Source organism: Rhizobium bangladeshense (assembly GCF_017357245.1).
GTDB classification, from domain to species: Bacteria; Pseudomonadota; Alphaproteobacteria; order Rhizobiales; family Rhizobiaceae; genus Rhizobium; species Rhizobium bangladeshense.
On the sequence record NZ_CP071612.1, the window covers coordinates 3127156 to 3139937 of the forward strand.

At 60.2% G+C, this 12782-nt stretch carries 14 protein-coding genes; 8 read left to right on the forward strand and 6 right to left on the reverse strand.

From position 1 onward, the window contains the following. Positions 1-175 precede the first annotated feature (175 nt). From J2J98_RS15255 to J2J98_RS15275, 5 genes are all read left to right on the forward strand, one after another. Positions 176-790: a 50S ribosomal protein L25/general stress protein Ctc gene (locus J2J98_RS15255; RefSeq protein WP_064705740.1), complete on the forward strand. Its 615-nt coding sequence runs from the start codon at positions 176-178 to the stop codon at positions 788-790. Between the two features lie 233 nt (positions 791-1023). Then, the gene (locus tag J2J98_RS15260; RefSeq protein WP_207601488.1) at positions 1024-3375 is read left to right on the forward strand and encodes an EAL domain-containing protein; all 2352 of its coding nucleotides are present in this window, start codon (positions 1024-1026) and stop codon (positions 3373-3375) included. Positions 3376-3399: 24 nt separating this feature from the next. After that, on the forward strand, positions 3400-4113 hold the full coding sequence (locus J2J98_RS15265; protein WP_064705742.1) for a substrate-binding periplasmic protein: 714 nt from the start codon (positions 3400-3402) through the stop codon (positions 4111-4113). A 90-nt stretch (positions 4114-4203) separates the two neighbouring features. Then, the gene (gene pth, locus J2J98_RS15270) at positions 4204-4935 is read left to right on the forward strand and encodes an aminoacyl-tRNA hydrolase (protein WP_064705743.1); all 732 of its coding nucleotides are present in this window, start codon (positions 4204-4206) and stop codon (positions 4933-4935) included. Next, positions 4932-5390 carry a GNAT family N-acetyltransferase gene (locus J2J98_RS15275; RefSeq protein WP_207601489.1) on the forward strand — a complete coding sequence of 153 codons (459 nt, stop codon included), beginning with the start codon at positions 4932-4934 and terminating at the stop codon, positions 5388-5390. Before pth ends, J2J98_RS15275 begins: the two co-directional genes overlap by 4 nt. 10 nt (positions 5391-5400) lie before the next feature. Here J2J98_RS15275 and clpS read toward each other — a convergent pair whose 3' ends face one another. Continuing rightward, positions 5401-5712 carry an ATP-dependent Clp protease adapter ClpS gene (gene clpS / locus J2J98_RS15280; RefSeq protein ID WP_004680128.1) on the reverse strand — a complete coding sequence of 104 codons (312 nt, stop codon included), beginning with the start codon at positions 5710-5712 and terminating at the stop codon, positions 5401-5403. A gap of 299 nt (positions 5713-6011) precedes the next feature. Here clpS and ychF point away from each other — a divergent pair, with 299 nt between their 5' ends. Next, the gene (gene ychF, locus J2J98_RS15285) at positions 6012-7115 is read left to right on the forward strand and encodes a redox-regulated ATPase YchF (RefSeq protein ID WP_138393048.1); all 1104 of its coding nucleotides are present in this window, start codon (positions 6012-6014) and stop codon (positions 7113-7115) included. 16 nt (positions 7116-7131) lie between these two features. Here ychF and J2J98_RS15290 read toward each other — a convergent pair whose 3' ends face one another. Beyond that, the gene (locus J2J98_RS15290; protein ID WP_207601490.1) at positions 7132-8214 is read right to left on the reverse strand and encodes a hypothetical protein; all 1083 of its coding nucleotides are present in this window, start codon (positions 8212-8214) and stop codon (positions 7132-7134) included. Positions 8215-8294: 80 nt separating this feature from the next. Between J2J98_RS15290 and J2J98_RS15295 the strand changes: the two genes are divergently transcribed. Together J2J98_RS15295 and J2J98_RS15300 are read left to right on the forward strand one after the other, a co-directional pair. Then, positions 8295-8786, forward strand: coding sequence for a MaoC family dehydratase (locus J2J98_RS15295; RefSeq protein WP_207601491.1), 492 nt, complete (start codon positions 8295-8297; stop codon positions 8784-8786). After that, positions 8783-9250, forward strand: a complete 468-nt coding sequence (locus J2J98_RS15300; RefSeq protein WP_064705748.1) for a MaoC family dehydratase — start codon at positions 8783-8785, stop codon at positions 9248-9250. The genes J2J98_RS15295 and J2J98_RS15300 overlap by 4 nt, the downstream gene beginning before the upstream one ends. Positions 9251-9268: 18 nt before the next feature. Here J2J98_RS15300 and J2J98_RS15305 read toward each other — a convergent pair whose 3' ends face one another. The 4 genes from J2J98_RS15305 to petA form a co-directional block, all read right to left on the reverse strand. Further along, on the reverse strand, positions 9269-9811 hold the full coding sequence (locus J2J98_RS15305) for an adenine phosphoribosyltransferase (RefSeq protein WP_064705749.1): 543 nt from the start codon (positions 9809-9811) through the stop codon (positions 9269-9271). Positions 9812-9924: 113 nt separating this feature from the next. Beyond that, complete coding sequence (locus J2J98_RS15310) at positions 9925-10806, reverse strand: cytochrome c1 (RefSeq protein ID WP_064705750.1); 882 nt, start codon at positions 10804-10806, stop codon at positions 9925-9927. Between the two features lie 25 nt (positions 10807-10831). Then, complete coding sequence (locus J2J98_RS15315) at positions 10832-12112, reverse strand: cytochrome b (RefSeq protein ID WP_064705751.1); 1281 nt, start codon at positions 12110-12112, stop codon at positions 10832-10834. Between the two features lie 14 nt (positions 12113-12126). Then, complete coding sequence (petA, locus tag J2J98_RS15320; RefSeq protein ID WP_064705752.1) at positions 12127-12705, reverse strand: ubiquinol-cytochrome c reductase iron-sulfur subunit; 579 nt, start codon at positions 12703-12705, stop codon at positions 12127-12129. Positions 12706-12782 lie beyond the last annotated feature (77 nt).

Sequence of the window (12782 nt, forward strand, 5' to 3'; positions counted from 1 at the left end):
ATCCGCACCGCAATCCGCAACTTGCGTTTCCGAGCGACTTATAATATAGGCCACCGGTCCGCGTAGACACCCTTGGAGGCAACGCGGATGAGGATGGGGAAACCCGCCTCCAGTTCGCTGGCATAAGGCATCTGGCCGCCGCCGAACTCTCCAAATAACCTCGAAAGGAATAGCCATGAGCCAGGAAACTTACGAGCTCAAGGCCGAGGCGCGCGAACGGGTTGGTAAGGGGTCCGCCCGTGAACTTCGCCGCAACGGTTTGATTCCCGCTGTCATCTATGGTGACAAGCAGGCCCCCATTGCCATCGCTCTCAACACCAATGAGGTGACGAAGCGCATTCACGCCGGTGGCTTCATGACCACCGTGGCGACCATCGAAGTCGACGGCAAGAAGTACAAGGTTCTACCGAAGGACTACCAGCTCGACCCCGTCCGCGATTTTACACTGCATGTCGATTTCCTGCGCGTCTCCGGCAACACCCAGGTGAGCGTCGAAATCCCGGTTCACTTCATCAATGAAGCGAAGTCCCCGGGCCTCAAGGTCGGCGGCGTTTTGAACATCGTCCGCCATGAAGTTGAAGTTCACTGCCCGGCCGATGCGATCCCGGAATTCTTCAACATCGACCTCAGCGGCAAGAAGATCGGCGACAGCATCCATATTTCGGAAGTCACTCTGCCGAAGGGCGTGACCCCGGTCATCGACCGCGACTTCACGATCGCGACCATTGTCGCTCCTGCTGCCGGCGTCGACGAGAGCGCCGCGGAAGCTGAAGGCGAAACCGAAGCCTGATAGCTTCGACAAATTTGTAAACATATGGCCCGCTTTCCCAGTGAACTGGCCCCGGAGCGTTAACACGCAACTTTCCGGGGTCAGTTCACAGGAAGGCGGGCTTTTCATTGTCCGCCAAAGCTCCGTTTCAGCAACATTTAACATATTCGTGAAAGCATGTGCCGTCAGCTGCGAAGAAGCCGGCCCGAACGCGCGACAGCAAATATGGCCGGCCTGGGGGAGTAGACGGAACCATGAACAATTCCGTTGAGAACAGATTTTTTGGAATTGTTTGCGGGGCGCTGCTTGTTTTTGTAGCTCCCCTTTTTGTTCTCTTCCTCTTTCTTTCCTCGGAACGCGCCGACAAGGAAATACGCGACCACATCTCTGTTCTTCTTGTAGCCAACGCGCAAGCGCTGGCAAAACCGCTCTGGGACCTCGATGAAGAAAGCGTCATCCAGATCAGCGCGACGGTCGTCTCCCAAGGCGCAATTGTCAAGGTCGAGGTGCGTGATCAGTCCGGCCAGCTCGACGTTAGCCAATCCACCATTCCGCGTTCCTTTGACGGCGATCTCGTGCAGGTGTCGCGCGCCATCATCTACAACACCGTCGACGGCCCGAAGAATCTCGGCAGCATCAGCGTCTACTATCCCGCCCTCGGCCTGTTTTCCGGCCTGAAGCAGGAAGAGGTCGTCTTCATTTCGATCTTCATCTTCGCGGTTCTGACCGTTTTCGGCACAGCGCTGATCGGTAACCGATTCTTCGTCATCCAGCCGCTGATGCGTCTGACGGCGGCGATCGAGGCCACCCGGCAGCTCGGCTCCCGCCATCATGTCGACTGGCAGTCGAACGACGAGATGGGACGGCTTGCCCGCAGCTTCAACGAGATGCAAACCAAGCTTGAAAGCGAGGAGAAGGAGCTGAAGCTCGCCCACCGCCGCGCCACCGATATCTACAACCTGACGCCCGCCATGCTCTTCTCGCTCGATGAGGAAGATCGCATCACCGCGGTCAGCGACTATTGGCTGCTCGCCACCGGCTATAGTCGCGCCGACATCATCGGCCGCAATTTCGCAGATCTGGTCACATCAAGCAGCCGGGACAAGTTCGTCAAGCGTCGCCAGGCCGAAAACGGCATCACCGTCACCGTCAAGTTCGTCTGCCTGGATGGCCGCACGATGGACGTCCTCATTATGGAAGCGGAAGCCGGCGCCGGCGCTCACGATCGCCTCTCGCTGTCTGTCATGACCGATGTGACCGAGCTCAAGGCTTCGGAGGACCGCAACCATCGCCAGGCAATCACCGATCATCTTACCGGGCTCCTCAACCGGCAAGGGTTCGAGGCGGTGCTCGATAACAAGATCGCCGCCGCGGACGCCGCCGGCCAGGAACTTGCCTGCCTCTTCGTCGATCTCGATCGCTTCAAGTGGATCAACGACAATATGGGGCATGCCGCCGGCGACGCGGCGCTGATCGAGCTGGTCGAGCGCCTGAAGACCCATCTCGCTCCCTCGGATGAAGCGGCCCGTCTCGGCGGCGACGAATTCGCCATCCTGTTGCCTGCGAAGGACGCCGAAAGACGCGCCAGGGCGATGTGCGAGCAGATCGCCTCAATCTTCGAAACGCCATTTGCCCCGGATATGCATCTGAGCGCTTCCATCGGCATCGCCATCTATCCACATCATGCCGCCACCGCGGCCGAACTGTTGCAGAAATCCGACATGGCAATGTATGCCAAGAAGCGGGACGGCAAGAACGGCGCGCAGCTCTTCGACAATGCCATGCTCGACCGCGCCCGCAGCCGCGCCGAAATCGAAGCCAATATCGAAGCCGGCCTCGTCGACAATTGGTTCGAAGCCTTCCTGCAGCCGATCGTCAACCTGAACGGCCGCGGCATTGCCGGTTTCGAGGCGCTGATGCGCCTCAACCATCCGCAGAAGGGTCTGATGCCGCCAGCCGAGATTATCGGCGTCGCCGAGGAGACGGGCAAGATCGTCCGCGTCGGCAACGTCATCATGGAAATGGCGATCTCCCATCTTGCGAAAATCTCTCGTATATCGGGGATGCAGGATACCTACCTCGCAATCAACTTCTCGCCATTGCAGTTCGACCCGGCGCTGCCGGCCCGCCTTGCCGCTATCGTCGGTCGCCACGGCATCCGCCCCGAGCGCATCGTCGTCGAGATCACGGAAGCCGTGCTGATGCACGACAACCCGCAAATTCGCATGATCGTCGCAGAGCTTCGCCGCTTCGGGTGTCGCATCGCGCTGGACGATTTCGGCACCGGCTATTCATCGCTGAGTTACCTCAACCGCTTTCCTGTCGATATCATCAAGATCGACCAGTCTTTCACCCGCGCGATCAACGACGGCGACGACGATGTGCGCCAGAAGAGCCGGATGCTGATCGAAAGCATCACCACTCTTTCCCACAAGATGTACTGCACCGTCATTGCCGAAGGCATCGAGACGGAGGAGGAATGCCGCACGCTTCACCAGATGGGTCTGGACTACGGCCAGGGCTATCTCTTCCATCGTCCGCAGCACGCAGCCGCTCTCATCGAGGAACTGATGGCCCCGCAATCCGCCGTCGCACGCGCCTCATAACCGAAGAATGAAGGGGATGACATGATGAAAAAGCTCCTGCTTCTCGCATGCCTGGCGCTGCCCTCCCCTGCCAACGCGCAGGCGGTTGCTTTCACGACAGAGGATTACGCTCCCTTCAACTATCGCGAAGGCAAGGTGATCAAGGGCGCGACCGTCGAGCAGGTCGAAAAGGTGATGGCTGCGATCGGCATCGACTACACGATCGAAGTCATGCCTTGGGCGCGTGCTTTCAGCCTTGCGCGCACTGCGCCGATGACATGTGTTTTCGCCACCGCCCACAACAGCGCACGCGATCCGCTGTTCAAATGGGTCGAGCCGCTGCTCATCGACCGAAACATCCTGATCACCCGCAAGGGGTCGGGCGTCACAGCCGGCAATCTCGAAGAGGCAAAAAAATATACGATCGGCACCCAGCGCGAGGACTATACCGAGACGATCCTGAAGGAAAAGGGGTTCACTAAGCTCGATGTGGCTACTGACTTTAACGCCACGCTGCGCAAGCTGCTCAGCGGTCGGATCGACATGATGCCGATCTCCGAACTCTATTTCGAAAAACTGAAGGCCGATCAGCCGGTGGAGATTGTAACCGTGCTCTCCTCTCAACCAATGGGCATCGCCTGTGAGAAAAGCTTTCCCGACGATTTGCGCGCCAAGATGCAGGCCGCCCTCGACAAGCTGATCGCTGACGGCGACCAGCGGCAGATCTTCTTGAAATACGGCATGAACCTCTCGCAATGATGCTGCCGATCGGCTCGCCATTTCCGCTTGACTTTACCTTCGTTTCCGGGTGGTGAACGTCCAGAAACGCTCAAGCGAGGACGACAGGCCATGCTGATCATTGCCGGTCTCGGCAATCCCGGCGGCAAATATGCCGGCAACCGCCACAATATCGGCTTCATGGCCGTCGACGCCATTCATCGGCGTCACAGCTTCTCGCCCTGGTCGAAGAAGTTCAAGGCCGAGATCGCCGAAGGCGAACTCGGCGGCGACAAGGTACTGCTGATCAAGCCGCAGACCTACATGAATCTTTCCGGCGAGGCGGTCGGCGAGGCGATGCGCTTCTACAAGCTCCAGCCGGCCGACCTCGTGGCGATCTATGACGAACTCGATCTGCCACCCGGGAAAGCCCGACTGAAAACCGGCGGCGGCCATGGCGGCCATAACGGCATAAAATCGCTGGATGCCCATTGCGGTAAGGAATACCGGCGGCTGCGCCTCGGCATCGGCCATCCCGGCGTCAAGGAAATGGTGCAGAACCATGTGCTCGGCGATTTCGCCAAGGCCGATAAAACCTGGCTGGAGCCGCTTCTCGACGCCCTGGCCGACAATGCCGATATGCTGGTGCGAAACGAGGATTCGCAGCTGATGAACAAGATCGCGCTGGCGCTCGGCGACAAGGCCGAAGAGGAAAAGCCGCGGAAGAACAGCAAGGACAGCGAAAAGAAGCCGGCCGGCCAGTCGCATATCCGCCAGGCTCGCAACAATAACCAGCCAAAGCTCCCCACCACCGGCCCGATGGCCGAGATGCTGAAGAAGATGTTCGGCAACAAAGGGGAATGAGGCCGGTGCCGGACCAGGATTTTACTGTCCGCCCCGCCACCGCCGGCGATCTCGAGGGGCTGATTACACTCTACCATCACCTTAATCCAGCCGATCCAGTTCTCGACAGGGCCAAGGCCGAGGAGCGCTTCTCAGCCATCCTCGCCCGGTCCGGCATGACAGTCTTCATCGGCTTTGCCGGCGACTTCGCGGCGGCGACCGTCACCCTAATCGTCATGCCGAACCTGACGCGCGGCGGCGCCTCTTATGCAGTGATCGAAAACATCGTCACTCACGCCGAGCACCGCCGGCGCGGCTATGCCGGCGCCGTCATCAGCCACGCGGTGGAGCAGGCCTGGAAGGCCGGCTGCTATAAGGTGATGTTGCTCACCGGCTCTAAGAACCCGGCGACGCTGCGCTTCTACGAAAATTGCGGCTTCACGAAGGACAAGACCGGCTATCAGATCCGTCGGTAGTGAGCTGGGGCTATTCCTCGGGCTCGGTGGTGAACATCAGCGGAAAACCCATCTCCTTGGCAAGGTCGATACCCTCCTTGGCCTTCGTCTCGGCGATGTCCTTGGCGCAGACCACGACCACGCAGGAGCCGAGCTTATGCGCCGTCATCATCACCCGATAGCCGGTCTCCTCACTCATGCGGAAGACGACTTTCAGGATCACGATGACGAATTCACGAGGCGTATAATCGTCGTTGACGAGAATGACCTTGTAGAGCTTCGGCTTGTCCAGCTTCGGCTTCACCTTGGTCTTCGGTTTCAGGGCAACGTCATTGTCACTCATCGGAAAACCCAACCGTTGATGACATGAAAAGGCGTAAGAAACATCCGCAGGGACTATATTGCACCGTCGGCACGGCAGTTCAATGGCGTAAATGTCGTTCGATGGAGAGCGGGAGGGATGGTCGCTGCTCTTGATCACCGCACCCGCTTCCCATCGAAGGCTGCGAATTGACGAGGCAACTTGTGGCCCTCGATCACCCTTCCGCGCCTCAATGCTCTTTCAATTGACGCGAACTCTTGACCCGGGGCAGCCATTCCCGCATAGGCAGGGCAAAGTCACCAATAGATATGGATTAAGCCATGGGCTTCAAATGCGGCATCGTCGGTCTGCCGAACGTCGGCAAATCGACTCTCTTCAATGCGCTCACCAAGACGGCGGCCGCACAGGCTGCGAATTATCCCTTCTGCACCATCGAGCCGAACACCGGCGAAGTCGCCGTGCCCGACCCGCGCATGCGCAAGCTGGCCGACATCGCCAAGTCCAAGGAGCTGATTCCGACCCGCATCTCCTTCGTCGACATCGCCGGTCTCGTCCGCGGCGCCTCTAAGGGCGAAGGCCTCGGCAACCAGTTCCTTGCCAACATCCGTGAAGTCGACGCGATTGTGCATGTGCTGCGTTGCTTCGAAGATAGCGACATCACTCATGTCGAGGGTCGCATTAATCCGGTTGCCGACGCCGAGACGATCGAGACCGAGCTGATGCTCGCCGATCTCGAGAGCCTGGAGCGCCGCACGGAGCAGACGCGCAAGCGCGCCACCGGCAAGGACAAGGATTCGATGGCGATGCTGCCGATCATGGAAGCCTCGCTGAAGCTGCTCAACGAAGGCAAGCCGGTGCGCACCCTGCTGTCGAAGCTCGCCCCCGATGAGATAGCTATCCTGAAGGGCCTTAACCTGCTCACCTCGCATCCGGTGCTCTATGTCTGCAACGTCGCCGAGGTCGATGCATCCACCGGCAACGAATTCACCGCGGCCGTCGCCGCCATGGCTAAAGAACAGGGTGCGGAAACCGTCATCATCTCGGCGGCGATCGAAGCCGAGGTCGCCCAGCTTGCCGATGAGGAAGCCAAGGAATTCCTCTCCGCCCTCGGCCTCGACGAGGCGGGCCTCGATCGGCTGATCCGCGCCGGCTACAAGCTGCTCGACCTCATCACCTATTTCACGGTCGGCCCGAAGGAAACGCGCGCCTGGACGATTGAGCGCGGAACCAAGGCGCCGCAGGCTGCCGGCGTCATCCATTCGGATTTCGAACGCGGCTTCATCCGCGCCAACACCATCGCCTATGACGATTACATCAAATACAACGGCGAAGTCGGCGCCAAGGATGCCGGCAAGGCGCGCGACGAAGGAAAGGAATACGTCGTCCAGGACGGCGACGTCATCCACTTCCGCTTTAACACCTGATCAGTTCGCTGCCGCCTTAACCAGGCGGCAGCCTGCTTGCGATAGCCGGCGGCAGTGCCCTGAGCACCAGCCGCCGAAGCGGCATCCAGCCCGTTCCGATAATGAGCACGATGGCCCCAACGATAATCAGCGTCGTGAAGATATAGGTATCGATAGTCGCATTTCCCTCCTGGACGACGCCGAAGATCGCGACGCCGAGCGACAGCAGCCCTGAGGTAACGAATGCGCGCCGGTCGATGACCAGGCCGATCAGCATCAGCGCCGCCACCGTCGCGACGACCACAGGCGTCCGCGCCGACATGTTCGCCAAGTCGAAGATACGGCCGCTTTCCCCGAACGACAGCAGCGAAACGGTGCTGTAGAGCAGCGCCGGCGCCGCGCCGAGGTGCAGCCAGAAGGCGATATCCGAACGCGTCGTCCGCCGCAGCCGGTCGCCGAGATCGAAATAGAGCGCCATCATAAACAGGCCGAGCGCGCAGATGAGGGCAACCAGCGCCAGCACGACGGGATGATCGAGGAAGAACGCCGGATTACCGCTTACCCATTGCACCAGGCGCAAGATCAGCGTGAGGACGAACGCAAGCACCGACATGATGCAGAGCGCCAGTGACAGCGGCACGCGGTAGCGGGCATAATAGGCGCCGAGAATGATCGGGAAGCCGGCGACGAACTGCGTCGCCTCCGCTCCGAAGGACTGGGAGGTCGGTGTCCACGGCGGAAAGAATTGGGACATCAGCAGACATATCCAGCAGAACAGCGCGATCGTCAGGCTGACCGCTGGCAAAGCGAGTCGCTGGCGGCGCACCAGGATTTCCGAAAGTACGATGATCGCGACCGGCACGGCGTAAAGCGGCGCCAGGCCCCAGAGGCCGACCAGTGCGACGACAACGCCAATGGTAATCAGCACGTCGTGGAAGCCGCGCACGAAGCGTGGCGTCTCGGTATCCGACCAGGCCTGCCCATCGGCTCTCGACACAGGTAGCGTCTCGATGACGGCTACGCCGTGCTCAGTCAGAAACGGCAAGAGTCTGCCGCCCGCCTCTGGCGAAATCAGCCCTTGGCGCGCCGCTTCGTCGAGTATCGACTTCAGTTCGGTCATGCCGGTTTATCTCCCCGGAATCATTGAGCCCGCGCGGATGCTATTGTAAGCATTGTGCGCTGCATATGGCGGAGGAGAAAATGCCGGCAGAAAAGCTGTCTTTTGAGGATTTTGAGCCCGGCCGCCGTTTTCCCCTCGGGCCGCAGCTGGTGCTGGCCGAGGAGATCATCGAGTTCGCCCGAGAATATGACCCGCAGCCTATGCATCTCGACGAGGCGGCCGGCCGCGCCAGCATACTCGGCGGGCTTGCCGCTTCCGGCTGGCATACGTCTTCGATGCTGATGCGCATGATGGCCGACAGCTACATCCTGAACGCGCTCTGCGAGGGCGCGCCGGGCATCGATCTCATGGAATGGCGAAAACCGGTGCTTTCAGGCGATACGCTGCAGGGCCGTTCCATCGTCCTCGAAGCCCGGCCGATGCGTTCGCGCCCCGGAATGGGCATGGTCAAGTTCCGCCACGAGGTGGAAAACCAGCGCGGCGAACTCGTCTGCCTCTCGGAAAATTCTGTGATGATCCGCATGCGCCTCCCTCCGGAGGAGGCCAATATGAGCTCGGGGCTGTCAGCATGAGAATGTCCGAACTTTACGCCGTCGGCGAGAAAGCCGAGATCGGCAGCTACACCTTCACCGAGGAAAACATTATTCGCTTTGCCAGACGCTACGACCCGCAGCGTTTTCACGTCGACAAGGAGGCCGCCAAAGACACCCTCTTCGGCGGGCTCTGCGCCTCGGGCTGGCACACCACGGCGGCTTGGATGCGGACCTTCCTCGCATTCTGGCAAAGGCAAAGCGTCATTCTCGCCGAAAAGGGCCTGACGTCGCCCAATGTCGGCCCCTCGCCCGGCTTTCAGAAGCTGCAATGGCTGCGGCCAGTCTTCGCAGGCGACGTCGTAACCTATTCCGTCGCCCTTCTCTCCAGCCGGCCGCTCGCCTCGCGGCCAGGCTGGCACCTCAACACCATCCTCTGCGAGGGCGTCAATCAGAATGGCGATCCCGTCATGCGCTTTGAAAGCGGCGTCCTGGAGTTTGACTGACGCGGATGCACTGAAAGCCTAATGCCCGGAGAATTCGACCAGCGTGTGTACGGCGACGCCGAGCTCTTCGAGCTTCCTGCGGCCGCCAAGGTCGGGCAGGTCGATAACGAAGCAGGCGCCGACCACCTCCGCACCAATCTGGCGTAGAAGCTTCGTAGCCCCAACGGCCGTGCCGCCGGTAGCAATGAGATCGTCGACCAGGATCACCTTCTCGCCAGGCTGGATCGCATCACGATGCATCTCCATTTCGTCGACGCCATATTCCAGGCTGTAGGCAATTCGCACGGTGTCGTGCGGCAGCTTACCCTTCTTGCGGATCGGCACGAAGCCCGAGGAAAGCTGGTGCGCCACCGCGCCACCGAGAATAAAACCGCGCGCTTCCATGCCGGCGATTTTGTCGATCTTCGTGCCCGCATAGGGCTGCACCAGTTCGTCGACCGCCCTTCGGAAAGCACGGGGGTTGCCGAGCAACGTGGTGATGTCGCGGAAGATGATTCCGGGCTTGGGGTAATCGGGAATGGAGCGGATGCTGGCTGCAAGCTCCGAAATTGTATTGTCCATGGAAAGTCCGTATCTGCGAGCGCATAAACCGGCCGCACCCTATCAATTGCCGAGGGTGGAACCAACAAAAAAGGCGGCTCGCAAGCCGCCTTTCGAATTCAGCCAAGGAACGCTCAATGCTCCTTATTGGCGTAGACCGAGCGCTTCGTCAGGTAGATCAGCACGGTGAAGATCGCCAGGAAGACCATGACCATGAAGCCGGTACGCTTGCGCTCCTCCAGATGCGGCTCGGCGGCCCACATCAGGAAAGCAGTGACGTCCTTGGAATACTGGTCGACGGTCGCCGGTGCGCCGTCGTCATAGGTCACCTGGCCGTCGGAGAGCGGCTTCGGCATGGCGAGTACGTCAGCGGCGTTGAAATACGGATTGTAGTGCGCGCCCTGCGCTATCTTGGTGCCGGCCGGCGGCTCTTCATAGCCGGTCAGCAGCGAATAGATGTAATCGGGGCCGCTTTCCTGATACTGCGTGAACATGTCGAAAACGAACTGCGGAAAGCCGCGCTCGACTGCGCGGGCCTTGGCGATCAGCGAAAAATCGGGCGGAGCGGCGCCATTGTTGGAAGCAGCAGCGGCTTCGGCATTGGGGAAAGGCGACGGGAAGTAATCGGAAGGAACCGCCTTGCGGGTAAACATCTCGCCGTTCGCGTCGGGACCGTCCTGAACCTCGTAATTCGCGGCAAAGGCCTTCACCTGCGCCTCGGAATAGCCGAGTTCGCCAAGCGTGCGAAAAGGCACGAGCTTCATCGAATGGCAGGCTGCACAGACTTCCGTGTAGACCTTGAGGCCGCGCTGCAGCTGGCCTTTGTCGTAATGGCCGAAGGGACCGGCAAAACTCCAGTCCTGCTGCTTCGGATGCTTCAGCGGATAATGCGGCGTCTCGCCTTCCGCGTGATGGGCCGGAGCCGCACCGGCCGGGCCCGGCTCTTCGGCCAGAGCCGCGCCGCTGAGACCGGCAACAACAGCGAGCGAGAGTATGCTTGCAACAAGCGTCTTCATGTTTCTGTTCCCTTCCGTCTCGCGCTTACGCATTGGCCGCTGCACTGGCGGCAGCTGTCTTGTTGCGCTTCTCGAGCACCGCTTCGGTGATCGAGTTCGGGATGCGCCGCGGCGTCTCGACTAGGCCGAGCACCGGCATGGCAACCAGGAAGAAGGCGAAGTAAAGGAGCGTGCAGATCTGCGAGATGATGACGAAGCTCCCTTCCGCCGGCTGAGACCCGAGCCAGCCGAGGATGATCGCGTTGATCACGAACAGCCAGAAGAACAACTTGTACCAGGGACGGTAGACCGCAGAGCGAACCTTGGAGGTATCAAGCCAGGGCAGGAAGAACAGCACGATGATCGCGCCGAACATCACGAGCACGCCGCCGAGCTTGGAGTCGATCGGGCCGATGTTGAAGGTGATCGAACGCAGCATCGCGTAGAAGGGCAGGAAATACCATTCCGGAACGATGTGTGCCGGCGTCTTCAACGGGTCGGCCGGGATATAGTTGTCGGCATGGCCGAGGAAGTTCGGCATATAGAAGACGAAATACGCATAGACCAGCAGGAAGACCGATACGCCGAGCGCATCCTTCATCGTCGCATATGGCGTGAAGCGCACGGTGTCCGTCTTCGTCTTGACCTCGACGCCGGTCGGGTTGGTCTGGCCGGTGACGTGCAGCGCCCAGATGTGCAGGACGACGACGCCGGCGATCATGAAGGGCAGCAGGTAGTGCAGCGAGAAGAAGCGGTTCAGCGTCGGCTGTTCGACGGCAAAGCCGCCGAGCAGGAACTGCTGGAGCGATTCGCCGATCATCGGGAAGGCCGAGAAGAAGCCGGTGATGACGGTCGCGCCCCAGAAGGACATCTGGCCCCAGGGCAGGACATAGCCCATGAAGCCGGTCGCCATCATCAGCAGGTAGATGACGACGCCGAGGATCCAGAGGATTTCGCGCGGCGCCTTATAGGAGCCGTAATAGAGGCCGCGGGCGATGTGCAGGTAGACGGCGACGAAGAAGAAGGATGCGCCGTTGGCATGCATGTAGCGCAGCAGCCAGCCATGGTTGACGTCGCGCATGATCTTTTCAACGGAGTTGAAGGCGATCGCTGTGTCCGCGGCGTAATGCATGGCGAGCACGATACCCGTCAGGATCTGCACGACCAGCATGACGGAGAGCATGGCGCCAAAAGTATAGGCATAGTTCAGGTTTCTCGGAACCGGATATGCCACGAAGCTGTCATACACCATGCGCGGCAGCGGCAGGCGCGCATCGACCCATTTCTCGAAGCCGGTTGATGGTTCGTAGCTGGAATGGCCACTCATGAATCAGTCTCCCCTCAACCGATCTTGATTTTGGTATCGGACACAAATGAAAAGGTCGGGATCGCCAGGTTCTCAGGCGCAGGACCCTTCCGGATGCGGCCGGCCGTATCGTAGACCGAGCCATGGCAGGGACAGAACCAACCATTGTATTCGCCGGCCTGGCCGAGCGGGACGCAACCGAGATGGGTGCAGGTACCGATCATGACGATCCAGTTTTCCTTGCCTTCGCCGCCCGAGCGGTCGACGCCCGTTGCCTGAGCGTCGGCAGGAAGGTTTGCATTGCGGGCCACCGGATCCTTGAGGTCCGACATCGGAACATCGGCTGCGGCCTTGACTTCTTCCGGCGTGCGGTTGCGGATGAAGATCGGCTTGCCACGCCACTTCACCGTCAAGGACATGCCGGGCTCGAGGCTTGCGACATCGACTTCGATGGAAGCCAGCGCCAGCGTCGACGCATCCGGGCGCATCTGGTCGATGAACGGCCATGCGAACGCTGCGGCGCCGACAGCACCAGCCATACCAGTGGTGAGATAAAGGAAATCACGGCGAGTGGGCTCTGTCGAAGCCTCGCTTGTCGTTTCGTGTTCGCTCACGGCTTAACCATCCTCTGCGCAAATATCGCGGAATTCCGCCCTGCCCCCTCTACCAACGAATCTCTCTAGACACAATT

What these genes read in the sequence shown, in the direction of transcription:
- J2J98_RS15310 (WP_064705750.1), bottom strand. Translation starts at nt 10,806, where the DNA reads ATGAAGACGCTTGTTGCAAGCATACTCTCGCTCGCTGTTGTTGCCGGT.
- J2J98_RS15300 (WP_064705748.1), top strand. Translation starts at nt 8,783, where the DNA reads ATGAGAATGTCCGAACTTTACGCCGTCGGCGAGAAAGCCGAGATCGGC.
- clpS (WP_004680128.1), bottom strand. Translation starts at nt 5,712, where the DNA reads ATGAGTGACAATGACGTTGCCCTGAAACCGAAGACCAAGGTGAAGCCG.
- J2J98_RS15305 (WP_064705749.1), bottom strand. Translation starts at nt 9,811, where the DNA reads ATGGACAATACAATTTCGGAGCTTGCAGCCAGCATCCGCTCCATTCCC.
- pth (WP_064705743.1), top strand. Translation starts at nt 4,204, where the DNA reads ATGCTGATCATTGCCGGTCTCGGCAATCCCGGCGGCAAATATGCCGGC.
- J2J98_RS15255 (WP_064705740.1), top strand. Translation starts at nt 176, where the DNA reads ATGAGCCAGGAAACTTACGAGCTCAAGGCCGAGGCGCGCGAACGGGTT.
- J2J98_RS15275 (WP_207601489.1), top strand. Translation starts at nt 4,932, where the DNA reads ATGAGGCCGGTGCCGGACCAGGATTTTACTGTCCGCCCCGCCACCGCC.
- J2J98_RS15315 (WP_064705751.1), bottom strand. Translation starts at nt 12,112, where the DNA reads ATGAGTGGCCATTCCAGCTACGAACCATCAACCGGCTTCGAGAAATGG.
- J2J98_RS15260 (WP_207601488.1), top strand. Translation starts at nt 1,024, where the DNA reads ATGAACAATTCCGTTGAGAACAGATTTTTTGGAATTGTTTGCGGGGCG.
- J2J98_RS15265 (WP_064705742.1), top strand. Translation starts at nt 3,400, where the DNA reads ATGAAAAAGCTCCTGCTTCTCGCATGCCTGGCGCTGCCCTCCCCTGCC.
- J2J98_RS15295 (WP_207601491.1), top strand. Translation starts at nt 8,295, where the DNA reads ATGCCGGCAGAAAAGCTGTCTTTTGAGGATTTTGAGCCCGGCCGCCGT.
- J2J98_RS15290 (WP_207601490.1), bottom strand. Translation starts at nt 8,214, where the DNA reads ATGACCGAACTGAAGTCGATACTCGACGAAGCGGCGCGCCAAGGGCTG.
- ychF (WP_138393048.1), top strand. Translation starts at nt 6,012, where the DNA reads ATGGGCTTCAAATGCGGCATCGTCGGTCTGCCGAACGTCGGCAAATCG.